This window comes from Edaphobacter flagellatus, assembly GCF_025264665.1.
GTDB lineage: Bacteria > Acidobacteriota > Terriglobia > Terriglobales > Acidobacteriaceae > Edaphobacter > Edaphobacter flagellatus.
Map to the genome: position 1 here is coordinate 4,097,507 of NZ_CP073697.1, position 16,469 is coordinate 4,113,975.

General features: G+C 58.6%; 10 protein-coding genes. 7 read left to right on the forward strand and 3 right to left on the reverse strand.

Features of this window, described 5'->3' with window-relative positions; genetic code table 11:
- Nucleotides 1-609: 609 nt before the first annotated feature.
- The 6 genes from KFE13_RS17125 (at nt 610) to KFE13_RS17150 (ending at nt 9,372) form a co-directional block, all read left to right on the forward strand.
- A complete protein-coding gene (locus tag KFE13_RS17125) occupies nt 610-3,075 on the forward strand; it encodes an MBG domain-containing protein (protein WP_260704809.1) in 2,466 nt (821 codons plus the stop codon).
- Nucleotides 3,076-3,152: 77 nt separating this feature from the next.
- On the forward strand, nt 3,153-3,746 hold the full coding sequence (locus tag KFE13_RS17130; protein WP_260704810.1) for a hypothetical protein: 594 nt from the start codon (nt 3,153-3,155) through the stop codon (nt 3,744-3,746).
- Nucleotides 3,747-3,822: 76 nt separating this feature from the next.
- Nucleotides 3,823-5,757, forward strand: coding sequence for a DNA mismatch repair endonuclease MutL (gene mutL / locus KFE13_RS17135; RefSeq protein ID WP_260704811.1), 1,935 nt, complete (start codon nt 3,823-3,825; stop codon nt 5,755-5,757).
- 265 nt (nt 5,758-6,022) lie between these two features.
- The gene (locus KFE13_RS17140) at nt 6,023-8,131 is read left to right on the forward strand and encodes a hypothetical protein (protein ID WP_260704812.1); all 2,109 of its coding nucleotides are present in this window, start codon (nt 6,023-6,025) and stop codon (nt 8,129-8,131) included.
- Between the two features lie 65 nt (nt 8,132-8,196).
- Nucleotides 8,197-8,988, forward strand: a complete 792-nt coding sequence (cmk, locus tag KFE13_RS17145) for a (d)CMP kinase (protein ID WP_260704813.1) — start codon at nt 8,197-8,199, stop codon at nt 8,986-8,988.
- A gap of 183 nt (nt 8,989-9,171) precedes the next feature.
- Nucleotides 9,172-9,372 (forward strand): cold-shock protein, encoded by a 201-nt coding sequence (locus KFE13_RS17150; protein ID WP_022845525.1) that lies wholly within the window; start codon nt 9,172-9,174, stop codon nt 9,370-9,372.
- A 338-nt stretch (nt 9,373-9,710) separates the two neighbouring features.
- On the opposite strand, the gene KFE13_RS17155 is transcribed toward KFE13_RS17150, so the two are convergent.
- From KFE13_RS17155 to KFE13_RS17165, 3 genes are all read right to left on the reverse strand, one after another.
- The gene (locus tag KFE13_RS17155; protein ID WP_260704814.1) at nt 9,711-12,203 is read right to left on the reverse strand and encodes a 2-oxoglutarate dehydrogenase E1 component; all 2,493 of its coding nucleotides are present in this window, start codon (nt 12,201-12,203) and stop codon (nt 9,711-9,713) included.
- A 132-nt stretch (nt 12,204-12,335) separates the two neighbouring features.
- On the reverse strand, nt 12,336-13,847 hold the full coding sequence (locus KFE13_RS17160; RefSeq protein ID WP_260704815.1) for a UxaA family hydrolase: 1,512 nt from the start codon (nt 13,845-13,847) through the stop codon (nt 12,336-12,338).
- Nucleotides 13,848-13,925: 78 nt separating this feature from the next.
- Nucleotides 13,926-14,849, reverse strand: coding sequence for a hypothetical protein (locus KFE13_RS17165; RefSeq protein ID WP_260704816.1), 924 nt, complete (start codon nt 14,847-14,849; stop codon nt 13,926-13,928).
- Between the two features lie 105 nt (nt 14,850-14,954).
- Here KFE13_RS17165 and KFE13_RS17170 point away from each other — a divergent pair, with 105 nt between their 5' ends.
- The gene (locus KFE13_RS17170; protein WP_260704817.1) at nt 14,955-16,469 is read left to right on the forward strand and encodes an outer membrane beta-barrel protein; all 1,515 of its coding nucleotides are present in this window, start codon (nt 14,955-14,957) and stop codon (nt 16,467-16,469) included.

Here is a 16,469-nt window from a genome sequence, read left to right on the forward strand (position 1 = left end):
GAGGCAACAGGCGTGGTTATGACACGTGGAGAGGAAGTGGTATAGCCATTTCCCCGCGCGCAGACTTAGTGACGCTTGAAGTACTGGATCTGCCTCTCATGCTGAACGGCCTGCTCCCGAGTCGCAAATGTCCCAAGATTTCTTCGCTTTCCCGTCCTTGGGTCGACATGCCGGGAATAAATCCTGAACTCGCCTGTCTTCAGTTTGCGGATCACTGGATCTGCCTCTCATGCTGAACGGCCTGCTCCCGAGTCGCAAATGTCCCAAGATTTCTTCGCTTTCCCGTCCTTGGGTCGACATGCCGGGAATAAATCCTGAACTCGCCTGTCTTCAGTTTGCGGATCATCGATGGATACCTCTCACACAGAGTTGGATGCATAAATTCGGCAGCCTTGCCGTTCCTGTTATCGATGACATTCATTTTCTTATGCAAAATGAAATTTTCATTGACAGTTGATCGCCATCTCTGCAATGGTGCTTCAGTCCGAGAATGCACCAACAGATAGAGATCAAACCTGATAGGAGACTTTTGTTGTTATCCGTTCAGGCGAAGGTCCCAACACGTCGTTAGAAGCACAGCCACTGCGGTGGCTCAATTCAGGAGGCTTGATGAAGCTCAAACGCTTTTTTGCCGCCCACACCGTGGGCTTATCTCTTCTTGTCTTTGGAGCGGCCGTTTTTGCTCCTCACGCATCGGCTCAGGCAACCAGCCTTGTCGTCGACTCATTCACCGGCGAGGTCACCCAGAACGAAGTCGACACGTATATCAGCTTCCTGAACAGCGGGACGGGCAATGCAGCTCTGCCGACCGTTGCGACTTCCATTGGCAACGACAATCTCTCCTACGGCTCGCCCGGCCTCACGCTTGAAGGGCTCAATTACATGTACCGCATCACCGGTGACATCCCCAGCATGGCAACGGAGCATATGCAGCTTCTGAACTTTGCCATCACCTGGTCGGATCGTGTCATCCTCCTTCGTAACGATCAGGCCATGGGCTCAAAACAGGTCATGTGGACCGGTAACGTCGATCCCGTATGGCTCACCAAGACCGGCACCGGCGTCGGCTATGCAGGTTCCGAGAACGGCGACATCGCAGGACATGTCGTCTACACCGCGCTCAACATTCTGCAGACACCTTCTATCTGGAATCAGATTGTCCCCGACGGCGACCCCAACGGCTTTGGTGCGACCTACCAGCAGCGCGCCATGACCTACATCAGCATGATGGAGTACACCACGCAGAACTACTTCACCAAGTACTTCGTCAACCCCACGACCTATAAGATTCTTCCGCCGAACTCCGCCGCCTGGGCCGTCTATGGCGAAAACATGGACGCATGGAACCGGCAGTTTCTGTTCACCAACGTCTACCTCCGTCTCGCGCAGTGCCATGCCATCCTCGGCGATAACCCCACGCTGCAGGCCTTCTATACCAACGTCGTCAAAACCGTCGCCGATGCCTTCGTCGCCAACGTCGTACCGGTAACCGGGCTCGCAGGCGAGGCTGCTTACGACTGGGGATACGGCAATGAAGGCGATCTGATGGGCCAGATCACCGGTGAAAGCCCCAGCCATGCCTCCTACGATATGCAGGGCCTCGCACGCGTCTTCGAAGCTGGCCCGCAGTTCACCTCTACTACGCTCGAGAACATGGAGCGCTACGCCAACACCATCGAGTACGTTCTCTTCGACTTCCAGTCCAACCAGTCCAATCCCAAGACGACCAACTACTACAAGAACAACATCGACAACGGACTCCCACCGGTCACGCCAGGACAAGCGACGCAGGACTACCTCTATCCGCAGTTCTATTTCATCTCTCCATACAACACCCTCTTCTGGGCACCGGCCGCCTATGGAGCCAGCCCCTCCGATCACAACAATTACTGGAACAATCCCTACATGGTCGCGGGCATTCTGTACTCCAAGCACTGGGTGTACATGCATCCGCAGACCATCGTTGCCGTTGCGTCCAACTCGCAGACCGTTGCGCAGGGAGGAACCGCAACCTACTCCATCACCACGCAGTCACCCATCCCTGTGACGCTGAGTGTGAACGGCCTGCCTGCCGGTTCGACTTCGTCCTTCAGTTCAACGACGATCAGCAATGGCAGCGGCGCAACACTCTCCGTCACGCTTCCCGCCAACACCGTCAACGGCAGCACGTTGTTCACGCTCTCCGGTACCGATGGAACCAATGTGCAGAACTTGGGTATCTCGCTCGTTACCACAGCGCCTGATTTTGCCATCAAGGTCTCTGGCACAAGCACGGTGAACGCGGGCGCGACCGGCAGCTACACCATCACCATTACTCCATCGAATGGCTTTACTGGCCCCGTCTCGCTCAGCGCGGACAGCTTCCTCGCTCCTGCGGGCACCGGCTACAATTTCACGCCCCAGGTCATCAACATCACATCAGCCACCGCAGGAACCGCGACCGTAGCTGCAACCACCAGTGCCACCACAACTCCCGGTGGACAGTGGCCTATCGGCTACATTGCAACCAGCGGAGCCACCACGCACGAAGGTTACTCGCGGCTCACCGTCAAGGCCGCCGCGCAGTCCATTACCTTCCCGCCGGTGCAAAACGTAGTCTACGGAACGGCTCCGATTGAATTGCAGGCGACCGCAGGATCGAACCTGCCGGTCACCTATACCGTCACCGGCCCGGCAACGCTCGTTGGATCGCCGACGCTGCAGGGACAGGCGCTGGCCATCACCGGAGCAGGAACCGTTACGGTTACGGCTTCACTTGCAGCCAGCACCTACTACAGCGCAGCGCAGCCGGTCACGCAGAGCTTCACCGTCGCGCCTGCCGTGCTCACCGTCACCGCACAAAACGCCAGCATGGCTAAGGGAGCAGCCGTACCGCCGCTCTCCGCCGCCATCACCGGCTTCGTCAACGGAGACACGGCAAGCGTCGTCTCCGGCTCAGCGGCTCTCAGCACCACGGCCACCAGCAGCTCGCCTGCGGGAGCCTACGCCATCACTGCGGCTCAGGGAACACTCGCCGCGACCAACTACACCTTCAATTTCGTTAACGGAGTGCTCGTCGTCTCCGGGCGACGCTAAGCCCAACCCTGGCACATGAATCAAACCATGTGCCGGGTGATTTCTATAACAAGATCAAGCTGAAAAGGACCCTATCCATGCGAATCCATCTGAAGAAACTTCTCTCTGTCGCGGCTGTTGCCATCGTTGCGCTCGCCGCACCATTTGCCAGCGCCGACTCAATCGTCACTGGCAGCGGAACCTGGGACACCAGCGCACCCATCACCTCCTATAGCGCACCTGGAGCAACATGGCAGTTCGTCTTCAGAGTGGCCGATCCCGTCCCCGACAACAACATCTCCACCCCCGTCTCCTACTATCAATTCATCCTCAACGGCACCGTGGTTTCCACAACTCTGCCCGGTGGAGCAGCCTTCTACATCGATTCCGATCCCACACTCGGCGGCTTCGATCTCTACACCGATCTCAATAACTCCTCGCCCGATGGAGTCAACGTCGTTAGCCTCTATCTGCCGGTTCCCAGCCTCAACCTCGTCAACGGAACTTTCAATGCAACTATCGGCCTTAACGATGGCGATCTGCCCGGCTCAGGCTCCGGTACCGTTGTCGTCGCTTCAACACCGGAACCTTCGAGCTTCATCCTGCTCAGCACGGCAGTGCTGTTGGGTGGCAGCCTGCTCTATGTTCGCCGCTCCAAGCTTGCAACGCAGCCCGTCCGCCGCGTTCTCTAACTGCAACAACGCGGCGGAGACACCTGTCGTCTCCGCCGCGTAGCTCTGCCTGCTCTTCAACCCGTACAATCTCTTCATGGGCCGCATTCGTATCCTCTCCGATCTGGTCGCCAACCAGATCGCCGCTGGCGAGGTCGTCGAGCGTCCCGCCTCCGTCGTCAAAGAGCTGCTCGAAAACTCCCTCGATGCCGGAGCCACCCGCATCCGCATCGAAGTTGAAGCCGGGGGCCGCAAGCTCATCCGCATCGCCGACAACGGCCACGGCATGATGGCCGACGATGCGCTGCTTGCCTTCGAGCGCCACGCCACCTCCAAGCTGCGCACCTCCGACGATCTCCTCTCCATCGCCACCCTCGGCTTTCGTGGGGAAGCGCTGCCCTCCATCGCCTCCGTCTCGCGCCTCACGTTGGAGACTCGTGCAGCCGAGGAAGACGCTGGAACCATCGTCGAGATTAACGGCGGCAACATCCAGCGCGTCGAGCCTGCGGGCCTGCCTGTCGGAACGACGATCACCATTCGCGACCTCTTCTACAACACACCCGCGCGCCGCAAATTTCTGCGCTCCGAGCAGACCGAGCTCTCCCACATCGCCGCGCTCGTCACGCACTACGCGCTCGCCAATCCCGACCGGCACTTCGAGCTGCATTCGGCAACGCAGGCATTACTCACCGCGCCCATCACCGCTAACGCAGGCGACCGCCTCTTCCAGATCTTCGGACGCGACACCACCACGCACATGATTCCCGTCGCGGCAGAGATCGACTTCGCCCGCGCCGGACTCCCCGAGCCTCCACCCTGGAAGCGCGAGCCCGACTACGAGCCACCCGCGCCGGGCTTCCTTCGCATCTCCGGCTTCGTCTCCAAGCCCGAGCTGCAGAAGCTCAACCGTAATTCGATCTACATCTTCGTCAACGGACGCCTCATCCGCGACCGCCTCATCCTGCACGCACTCACCGAGGCCTACCGCAACATCATTCCGCCGACGTCGTATCCCGTCGTGCTCCTCTTCCTCGAGATGCCGCCACAGGAGGTCGACGTCAACGTGCATCCTGCCAAAACGGAGGTGCGCTTCCGCCAGTCAGCCTTCATTCACGACTTCGTGCGCGACACCGTGCGCAACGCGCTGATGCATGCGCGCCCGGCGGCGGACTTCCTGCATGCCCTCAACAACAACTCACCGATGGCCAGCGCGTCTCTACTCGTCGATGTCAGTCCGCTGCCGAACGGCCCGGATCAGCCCGTCTTCGATCCGCAGATGCCTGCGGCAACCTTCGGCGACGCACAAGCTGCATCGGGCGAGGCCTTCGCCTTACAACCAGAGCGCCAACTCCTAACTGCCGAGCGCCTCGCCTTCAACGGAGCCACGATCCCAGTCGGCTACTCGGATAACTCCACGCTCACCCCGGACGGGGAAGCACAGACACTCAACGAGCTCGCCAACCTTCGCCCACTCGGCCAGCTCCGCGACTCTTTCATCCTCGCCGTTAATGATGAAGGTCTCTGGATCGTCGATCAGCACGTCGCCCACGAGCGCGTCCTCTTCGAAAAAATCCTCCGTGACCGCGAAGTAGAGAAGGTCCAGCGCCAGCGCCTCCTCATGCCGCTGCTCATCGACCTGCAGCCCGCACAGATGATCACCTTCGCGAGCCTCGCCGGCGAGCTTGAACGTAACGGCTTCGAGGCCGAACCCTTCGGCCCGCGGACCATCGCCATCAAAGCCGCGCCTGTCGGCCTCGAAGGTCGCGAGCTCGAACGCATGCTCGAAGAAGTTCTCGCCGTGCCCGACCGCGAACAGCAGGCCGAAAACGCCGAGGCTCGCCGTCACCGCATCGCCGCCTCCATTGCCTGTCACGCGGCCATCAAAATCAACACGCCACTCGAGCCCTCCAAGATCGACTGGCTCCTTGCCGAGCTTGCCAAAACCGAACATCCCACCAGCTGCCCCCACGGCCGCCCCATCGCGCTGCGTTACTCGCTCAAAGACATTCAAAAAGCCTTCCAGCGCATCTGAGTTTTTCTTCTCTGTAAGCCCTTGATAAATAGATCCTTATGGTTAATTAAAAATAGCGACGCTGATTCAAATGAACTCAGCGAGTAACGTCATCGCACCACACCTCCCGCAGGCAATCCTCACTGCTGATATCCTTGAAAAGACATGTTGTGTGCGTTCACTTTCATCTTGCACACAGCCCCCATCGAAGTTTTAGAAACGTCCATCCTCGGCCCAGGCTGGGGATCGCCGTGCGCGTATGCCGCACCGCAGGAAAGGCAACACCTTGAGTAACTCAGGCACTCCCACTGTCGGCCAGCTCGCCGCCACGCGTTTGAAGCACTGGCATCACGACGCACAGCCCATCCTCACCACCAACATGCTGCGCGACTGGCTCAACACCTGCGGCCTCGTCCTCTATACGCCGCGCCCGCAACAGATTCCCGCGTCCGCACCATCCTTCGCCGAAGCTGTCCTCGGAGCCGCAACACCCGCACCGACACTCCCCGAACTCGAGCAGCCGCGCACCCTCCTCGCGCGCCTCATCGCCGACGCCGGAGTCATCCCGCTCCACCTCCTCGGCTCGCCCACCGGCGCAGGCACCGAGACGCCCGACTTCATCGTCTCCCCGCTCTCCTTCTCCTACATCTTCACCCTGCGCGGCGACAAGCTGTGGAAGCAGCCGCCGACCACCAGCGGCTCCGCTAAAGTCTCTCCACTCGCGCTCGCCACCTACAACCTCATCGCTGCCAAAGGCCAGCTCAGCGCAGCCGAACTCGCCTCCGAGCTCGGCAACGAGGTCACCGAGTCTGCCACTCTTCGCGCGCTCACCGAACTCTGGCAGCACCTCCGTGTCCTGCCCATCCTGCAATCCGACGGCTCGCCCACGCTCTGGGAGCTTACCGCCACGCGTTACACCAAGCAGATCAAGGCCGGAGCCAACGCAGGCCAGCCCTCCGCTCTCTCCGCACTCATCTCCCTCTACCTTGCGCAGTCCGTCCTTCCCACCGAAGAAGAGATCGAGACCTTTCTCTCGCCGCTCGCCTCGCGTTCGCGCATCCGCGAAGTCGTTCGCGCCCTCATCGCCGCACGCCAGCTTGAAAGCGTTGTCATCGACGGCAAGTCGCACCTCTATGTCACAGGCGAGCTCCCCGAGCTCGTCGCCGAACCACAGCCTGTCATAGAAGAAAATGCCTCCGGCGAAGAAGTCGCCGCAAGCGCAGAGCCGGCCCAGGAACAGGAGCGCATCAAAAAGTTCGCGCCTGCCGCACGCGAATTCAAAAAGCCGCGCCGCGACTTCGCAGCAGGCGAGTCCTCTGACCGCCGCCCCCGTTTCTCCGACAAAGAACGTCGCCCCTTCCAGCGCGACCGCCGTACCGACTTCACCAAGCCATGGGATGAAGACCGCCGCGACCGCAGTCGTAGCGAAGAGTCTGCCGAGCGCACCGGGAGACCTGATTCTGATCGCGAAGCGCGCCGTCCTCCTTTCCGTTCCGATCGTGGCGCCGGCAAACCGCGCAGCTTCGCCGAGAAAGCACGCGGCGGCTTCGACCGCGGCCAGCGCAGCGGGCCGCCGTTCCGCAAGTTCGACTCACCGCGTCGCCCTCCACGCACCGAAGTTCCTGGTCAGGATCAAGCCGCTGAATCTGCAACGGGCTCCAGCGAAGAGCGTCCGCGCCGCAGCTTCGATCGCAATAAGCCCTTCGGTGCCAGGAAGCCGTTTGGAGAGAAGAAGCCCTTCGGTGAGAAGAGGTCGTTCGGCGAACGCAAATCCTTCGGTGACAGAAAACCCGCAGGCGACCGCAAGCCATTTGGCGAGCGCAAGGCGTTCGGCGACCGCAAGCGTACAGAAGATCGCGAGTCCTCTGGAGAGCGGAGATCGTTTGAAGGCCGCAAGCCTTTCGGTGACCGCAAACCGTCGGGCGACCGTAAACCTTTTGGCGACCGCAAATCTTTTGGTGATCGCAAGCCCTTCGGCGAGCGAAAGTCCTTCGGTGATCGCAAACCATCCGGCGACCGCAGACCCTTTGGCGAGAGAAAGCCCTTCGGCGACCGTAAGCCATTCAAGCGGGATGACGCCTCCGGAGATTCGCCTCGCCGAGAGTTTTCCGATAAGCCAAGACGTACCGCATCCTCTGGTTCCAGCTTCGCAGGCAAGAAATCCTTTGGCGAGAAGAAGTCCTTCGGCGAAAAGAAGCCGTTTGGCGACCGCAAGCCTGCGGGTGATCGCAAGCCGTTCGGCGAAAGAAAGTTTGCAGGCAAGGGAACTGGTCGCAGTGACCGGCCAACCGGTAAGCCGCCCCGCAAAGCTTCGGGTTCATTCGATAAATTCAAAGGTGGCGCCAAGCCCTTCGGCAAGCGTGGAGCACCGCCCAAAAAGCGGCGGGACGAATAGAACCAGGTACCCCTCACGAAAAACCTGCAACGCTCTACTAACCAGACGAGTAAGATTAGCCGCGCATGAGCCAGAGCCAGGACGCACCGCACAACAACACGCCCTCATCCAACACCTCCAGCCGCCAGCGTCCCGTCATCGCCATCGACGGACCTGCCGGCGCAGGGAAAAGCACGCTGGCGGCCCATCTCGCACGCCGCTTCGGTTTCCTCAACCTCGAGACCGGAGCCATGTATCGCGCACTCGCGCTCAAGGCCATCGAAAGCGATCTCTCCTTCGACGAAGAGGCGCCGCTTCTCGATATTGCCGCCTACACCACCATCCGGCTCGAGCCGCAGCTTGAGGGCAATCGTGTCCTGCTCGATAATCGCGACGTCTCCCGCCGTGTACGCGACGCCGATGTTACCGCCGCCGCTTCGCGCATCTCCGTCCATCCCAAACTCCGTGCCTGGATGGTGAAGCAGCAGCGCGCCCTCGGCGCATCCGGCGGAGTCGTCATGGAAGGCCGCGACATCGGTACCGCCGTCTTCCCCGACGCCGAGGTCAAGATCTTCCTCGACGCCTCGCCTGAGGTTCGCGGTGACCGGCGCTACCGGCAGGTCTCCCTCCCTCCCCAGCCCAACGAAGGTGGTCAGGCCACTCTCTCCGCTGAGGAACAGGCTGCGCGCGCCGCAGCGCAGGAAAAACTTCTGCGCGAGATGAAGGAGCGCGACGAGCGCGATCGCAATCGTGCCGAGTCTCCCCTCAAACCCGCTGCCGATGCCATTGTTCTCGACTCCACCGCGCTCACGCTGGATCAGGTGCTGGCCAGGGCGGAAGAGGTCGTCCGCTCCCATCTCCCACACACTTCCTCGTAACCACAAAACGGCCAGTTAGAGTGCACCGAAATCAGTGCAATCAAAAGATTTCTCAAAAAAACTTACTGAATATGCTAACCTTCACACATCGTTTGAAACAGATTGGTTTTCTGAGACGTTCGTCTGCACGGAACACCGTTTGGATCTAGCGGCAATTCATTTAGTTGGAAACAAGGAAGAAACATGGAACAGGGAACAGTTAAGTGGTTCAATGATGCGAAAGGCTTTGGCTTTATCAGCCGTCAGAACGGCGAGGATGTGTTCGTGCACTACTCGGCGATCAACTCCAGCGGCTTTAAGAGCCTTCAGGAGGGCCAGGCAGTTCAGTTCAACGTGGTGAAGGGACCGAAGGGGTGGCAGGCCTCTGACGTTCAGCCGCTGTAAAAACGTTCTACCGGCTTCGAGCATACAAGGTTCGACCAGCATTGCGAGGGGATAGCTTCGGCTGTCCCCTCGCGTGTTTAAATCCACAAAAACCTTGTCAAGAGGTAAATCGTGTAAAGCCATTATTTTCAATGGCTTGAATGTGCGCATTAACCCCCTGCATTTTGCTACACTTAAATCAGGTTCTAAAAAAGGATGGCCGCCGATAGATTGTCGGCGGCCATCTCTTTTGGAATCAATATTTTGATGGTTAAACCCTTACCCTTCAATATTTTACAGTTTTGATTGAAAGGTAAGACTTTATATATCAATATTTTGCAGAAAAAGGGTAGGGGGGACTAGCGCTCCCCCGCGGTTCCCAGCGCCAGATCGATCAGGGTCTTCTCTTCGATATCGTGCGCCTTTGCCGAACCGGTCGCTGGTGTTGCGCTCGCGCTGCGCGTTACTCGCAGTACAGCGCGATCACGAGCCACACGCCGCAGCAGAGGCATCACGTAGAACTGAGCGCCCATGTTCGCCGGCTCTTCCTGCACCCAGACGATCTCCTCCGCTCCCGGATGCTGATCGAGAGCGGCCTGCAGCTCTGCTTCCGGCCACGGATACATCTGCTCCAGGAAGATGATGCCGACGCTCTTGTCCTTGCGCTTTTCGCGCTCCACGCGCAGATTGTGGCCGATTTTGCCGCTGCAAACCAGCAGGCGGCGAGGATTGACCACATCGTTGTCTGGAAGCACATTCAGGAAGTGATCGCGTCCGAACTCCGCAACCGGCGATGAAGCATCCGGATGACGCAGCATGCTCTTCGGCGTAAAGACGACCAGCGGCTTGCGCCAGCTGCGCATCACCTGACGCCGCAGCAGATGGAAATACTGCGCCGCGGTCGAAGGCTGGCAGATCTGCATATTGTCATTTGCAGCCAGTTGCAGGTAGCGCTCGATACGTGCGCTCGAGTGCTCAGGTCCCTGTCCTTCGTAACCATGAGGAAGCAGCATCACAACGCCCGACAGCAGACCCCATTTCGCCTCGCTCGCTGAGATGAACTGATCAATGATGATCTGCGCGCCGTTCGCGAAGTCGCCAAACTGAGCCTCCCACAGCACTAGAGCCTCAGGATAATCGCGCGCAAAGCCGTACTCGAAGCCCAGAACCGCAGCTTCCGACAGCGGCGAGTTGTAAACCTCCCAGCGTCCTTGCTTCTTCGCCAGGTGCGACAGCGGAGAGTAGCGAACCTCCGTCTCTGTATCCACCATCACCGAGTGGCGCTGATTGAATGTGCCGCGCTGCGAGTCCTGCCCGGTGAGGCGCACAAGCGTGCCGTCCTCGAGCAGCGAAGCAAACGCAACCAGCTCTGCCGTGCCGTAGTCGAACGGCTTCGCGCCCGAGCCCATCTCCTGCCGTTGCTCGAAGAGTTTCTTCACCTTGGGGTGAATATGAAAGTCCTTTGGATACGAGGTGATCTGCTGCACTAACTCGTTAATGCGCTCGGCCGAAAGGCCGGTCGTCACCTCATCCGCAGGATCGAACTCGCAGCCCTTGTACGGATCCCAGTAGTCGGGCAGCTCGGAGAGCTTCGGCTTGTGCTCGGCCTTGGTCGCGGCCTTCTGATCGTCGAGCAGCTCCTTCTGGATCTGATCGGCCTCTTTCGCAGGATTCACACCAATCTGCTCCGCGTAGAGCTGATACAGCGGCTTGCGGTCTTTGATAATCGCGTAGCGGCGAGGCTGCGTGACCGTTGGATCGTCCACCTCGCTGTGGCCATGCTTGCGATAGCCGATCAGGTCAACCACGATGTCGGAGCTGAACTTCTGGCGATACTCCATAGCAATCGCCGCAACGCGCACAACCGCGTCCGGGTCCTCGGCATTTACGTGGAAGATCGGAATCGGAAGCCGCTTCGCAAGATCGGTCGAGAACCGCGTTGAGTTCGACTCCTCAGGAATTGCGGTAAAGCCGAGCAGGTTGTTGACGATCACATGAATCGTTCCGCCGATATCGTAGCCCTCGAGCGTTGCCATATTCAGACACTCAGCAACGATGCCTTGTCCAGAGAATGCTGCGTCGCCATGAACGATGATCGGCAGTACCTGCTTCTTGCCGCCTTCGCCGATACGTTCCTGCTTGGCGCGTGTGCGGCCCATCACAACTGGATTGACTGCCTCGAGATGGCTTGGGTTTGAAGCCAGATGAAGGTTGATCACCTTGCCGTCCGGAGATGTGTACTCGCCCGTTGCGCCCATGTGATACTTCACGTCGCCGCCGCCCATGGTGCTGCGCGGATCGACGTCTTCAAACTTGGTGAAGATCTCCGAAGGGTCGCGACCGATGGTGTTCGTCATCACGTTCAGGCGGCCGCGATGGCTCATGGCCAGCATCGCGGTCTTTACGTTGAGGCCAGCGCCAACTTCGAAGATGCGATCGAGGAAGGGAATGAGCGCGGTCAGTCCTTCGAGCGAGAAACGCTTCGTGCCGAGATAGCGGGACTGAATGACCTGCTCGAAGAGATCGGCCTTGATGAGCTGGGTGAGGATATGCGCCTGGTTCTGCTTCGCAGGCTTCTGCTCCATCTTCTCTTCCAGCCATTGACGCTGCTCGGGGCTGGGGATATGCATGAACTCTGCGGCGACGGTTCCACAGTAGTAGCCACGGGCCTCTGCGGCGAACTCGCCTTCAGGCGCGGGGGTAGGAAATGGCTCCGGTGGAAGATACTGGCCGAGCGGATCGAGCGAGGCCTGCAGGTAACCCCACCGGCGAAAGATGTCGAATACAACGTCGCGTTCCTGTTGATCAGTGCCTGTGGGTGATTGTGTCAGTGCCCCTGCCTTCGTGGCCATTGCTTCCTCGATTTCAAAAAGATCAATTGGGCGCGCGACCAGCGTTCTCCTACGCCGGAGACGGCCTGCTTCTATGCTAGTCCTTTCCACGCGCTCTCGCACGGCAGTTCATGGAACTTCCGCGAGGAATGACTACAAAGTGGCACCCAGAATCCAGGGTTGAAACTCCTCTTCGCCGAACCCGTGGACCTCGCTACGTGTCTGCTTGCCGGAAGCAGTAGCCAGAATCTCAGCAAATATCGCTTCTCCAAGAGCTTCCACTGTCTCCGCGCCGTCGATGATGGTTCCGCAGTTGATGTCCATATCGTCAGACATCCTTCGAAACAGTGCGGTATTCGAAGCCAGCTTGAGCGATGGTGTGGGCTTGCAGCCGAATACCGAACCTCGCCCGGTCGTAAAGCAGATCAGGTTCGCTCCCGCGGCCACCTGGCCCGTTGCTGAAACGGGATCGAAGCCGGGCGAATCCATAAAGACCAGTCCGCGCTCACGTACCTGCTCAGCGTAGAGATACACCTCGTTGAGGTTTGTTGTGCCGCCCTTCGAAACGGCGCCGAGCGATTTCTCGAGAATCGTCGTCAAACCTCCGGTTTTGTTGCCCGGCTGGGGATTGTTATCGATCGAGCCATTATGTCGCGCCGTGTACTGTTCCCACCAGCGAATGCGCTCGATCAATCGCTGGCCAACCTCAGGCCGTGCAGCGCGGCGCGTCAGCAGATGTTCTGCGCCATAGATCTCCGGAGTCTCCGAGAGAATTGCTGTTCCGCCATGACGGACGAGCAGGTCGACGGCTGCTCCAAGCGCAGGATTTGCGCCAATGCCTGAGTACGCATCCGATCCTCCGCATTGCAGACCGACGACGAGATTTGCGGCAGATGCAGGAGTGCGTACGCACTGGTTTGCTTGCTCCAGCATGCGATAGACCGTCTCGATGCCGGAACGAATAGTCGCAGTCGTTCCGCCTTCATCCTGAATTGTGGATCTGTAGATGGTGTTCGATTGCCCGGTCAGCGAGACGAGTTGATCGACCTGGTTGGTCTCGCAACCAAGCCCCAGCAGAAGGACTGAAGCAAAGTTCGGATGCGTAGCGTAGCCAGCAAACACACGGCGCAGAAGATCGGCTGGCTCACCATGCTCGGCCATGCCACAGCCTGTGCCGTGTGTGATGGCTACGACGCCGTCTACGTTTGGAAATGCGCTGAGCACCTGAGGGGTAAAATGGGCAGCCACTCGACGAGCAACCGAAGCGGAGCAATTGACCGTGGTCAGAATGCCAACGTAGTTGCGCGTGCCTATGCGGCCGTCCGCGCGAAGAAACCCCTGAAACACAGCCTGCTGATCGGTTTCCAGAAGTTTGAGCGGGTGGGTATCGGAGCCGATGGCGTAGTCCCGCTCAAAGCTGGCAGCGACCAGGTTGTGCGTATGGATGTGTTCACCCGTCTGTATCGGTTGTGTCGCAAAACCGATGATCTGGTTGAATTTACGAATCGGATCGCCAGCTGAGACAGTTCGGAGTGCCACCTTGTGCCCGGCCTGAATGTCGGAGAGCAGAGCCAGATCGAGATCGTCGAGGTATTCGCCCGCACTTACAGACTCCAATGCAACCGCGACATCATCGGCGCTACCAAGTTTGAGGATACGGGGCATCGATTCTCGATCGTTCGCTGTCCGATAAGGAACAGTGGTATGACCAAATTTACTCCTAAGTCGGATGCAACGGGGAACTTATTGTGGAGCTGGCCGTGTAGGCTGGCTGTCCGGGTTTGAGGCTTCCGGTGAAGATTCGTTGACTGTGGCAACGCCGGGAAGGATCGTAGCGGTCGCCTTGAACTTCCGATAGTTCGAGTAGTCGGCGTGGACAGAGCCATTGAAGTTGATGAGTAGCAGGGCGCGTATGGAGCCCTGACCCTCAACCTGTGAAGGAAGCCATACCTCGTTGTTGATCTTCTTCTGCTGCATCGAAAACGTTGAGCCCTGTTTGACGTTGATCACGAGGCCCGCGCCGATCTTGAAGTTATTCACGAAGCGCCCTTCGGCACGTGTGATGACGCGGTCCTGCTCATCCAGCCAGACAGTGCCTGCCATCTGGCGGATGGCGTCTTCGGCCCGATTTTGCGTCTTGGCTTTCGGATCGCCAGTGAAGTCGACAGCGATGGTGTCGCGGCCATCGATCTGTACGCGACGTGGATTGGTGAAGTTGCCCAGCGCGAAGAAACGCGAGACGGTGATTTCTTCGTGTCCGTTGGCGTCTGTCTCTTTGCCTTTTGCATCGGCTTTACTTTTGCGCTCTTTGGCTTTGGCGACTTCCTTATCAATATGTTCGTCTTCTTTCCTCTGCTCATCGGCCGTGAGATCGCGGCCGTCTTTGCGAGTCAGCTTTTGTACCTCCACTCCATTCAGCCAGAAGATGTCGTACTCTCGGACTTCGGTTTTGCCGTTGTTCTGCCGTTGGGTCGCGATCTCGTGATAGAGGTAGTTCTTCTGAATTGCTTCGGAGTCACGTTGGTGATGTTCGACATCAAGCAAAAACTGATGGATGTCGGGAAGCGGACGCTCGGAACTATCGGGAGCGTTAGCGTTGACCTGGCCCAGCGCAAGTGGCGATATTGCCAGGCAAAGCGCAAAAGAGCGAAGTTCCCTCGTGCTCATAAAGAAGAGGCGCATCATCTACGCCTACTATAGACGTACACGTGTAAGAACCGTTTTCTACATCCTCTGCGCTTGCCTTTGGGCGGGCGCGGTGCAGGTCGGGTTATGAATCTGAATAGAGTTTTTCGTATCTGGTGCGTACTAGCACTGATCCTTGTTGCAACATCTTCTCAAGGTGTTGCGCAGACGGCGCAACAGGCTGAGGTGGATGAGCTTCGCCAGATGGTTCGCGAGTTGTCGGCGCGCGTCGCTGCGCTTGAAGCAGAGCGTCGTCAGCATCAGCACGGCGTGGAAACAGCAACGCCAACAACTGCTCCTCAGGCTGTGGTCGCGTCTGCCGCACCAGAGACAACGGTGGTCGCCTCGTCTTCTGTAGCACCATCTACGGAGCCAAAACCCGTTGCAGAGGCGCGAGTCGCCTCGACTCTGCCGAATCCGCCAACGCAGTCGGTCGCGTCGCAGCCTGACAAAGTCAATGTGGTTCCAGCGACTCTGCCAGGAGGAACTACATTAAATTACTTCTTCGATGGCTACTACGGTTATGATTTCAATCATCCGATAGGAAGAGTGCAGTATCTTCGCGCCTATGATGTGTTGAGCAACGCCTTCAGCGTTAACCAGACAGGCATCATTCTTGCGCTCGATCCAAGTGTGGAGGAAGGCCGCCGTTATGGTGTGCGTCTGGATCTGCAGTTTGGGCAGGCGACTGAAACGACACAGGGCAACCCGGCAAATGAGCCCAGACCCGATATCTATCGGAATATTTTTCAAGCGTATGGAACATATGTCTTTCCGTTGGGCAAAGGGCTGACAGTGGATGTCGGCAAGTGGTCGAGCTCGATCGGTATTGAAGGAACATATGCGAAGGACCAGATGAACTACTCGCGTTCATTCCTCTTCGGTTTTCTGCCGTTCTACCACGCAGGAGTGCGAGCCAACTATAAAGTCAACGACAAGCTAGGGCTGAACTACTGGCTGGTGAATGGAACGCAGCAGTCGGAGCCTACGAACTCGTACAAAGATGAAATGTTTGGTCTGGCATTGCAGCCCAGATCGAACCTCTCCTGGACGGTGAACTACTACAACGGACAGGACCATCCGGATTCAGCTCCAGCGACGGACTGCGCTACAGCGCCGATTCAGAACGGCCTGTGCCTCAAGGCCATCTCTCCAGCTCCTGATGGCAAGCAGCATATCTTCGACACGTATGCGACATGGAATGTGACGCGGAAGACGACACTTGCAATCGAAGGAGACTATGTCATCTCGCGGCAGTGGGCGAAGGCGGCTTCGGGGCAGTCCTCCGCTCCATCGCACGTGGTTGGTGGAGCAGCTTATGCTCGCTACCAGTGGACGAAGCAGTCGGCGTTCGCAGGCCGAACGGAATATTTGGCTGATAGAGATGGTTTGTTCAGCGGTACCAGCCAGGCACTGAAAGAGTTCACTGGAACCTACGAGTACAAGGTTGCCGACGGCCTGCTGACGCGATTGGAATACAGGCGAGACTGGTCGAATCTGCCGTTCTTCCTGACGAACAAGCCCGGCGTACTCTCACCCCATCAGGACACATTTACGGTTGGCATGGTGTGGTGGTACGGAGGCAAACGAGGGGCCTGGTAG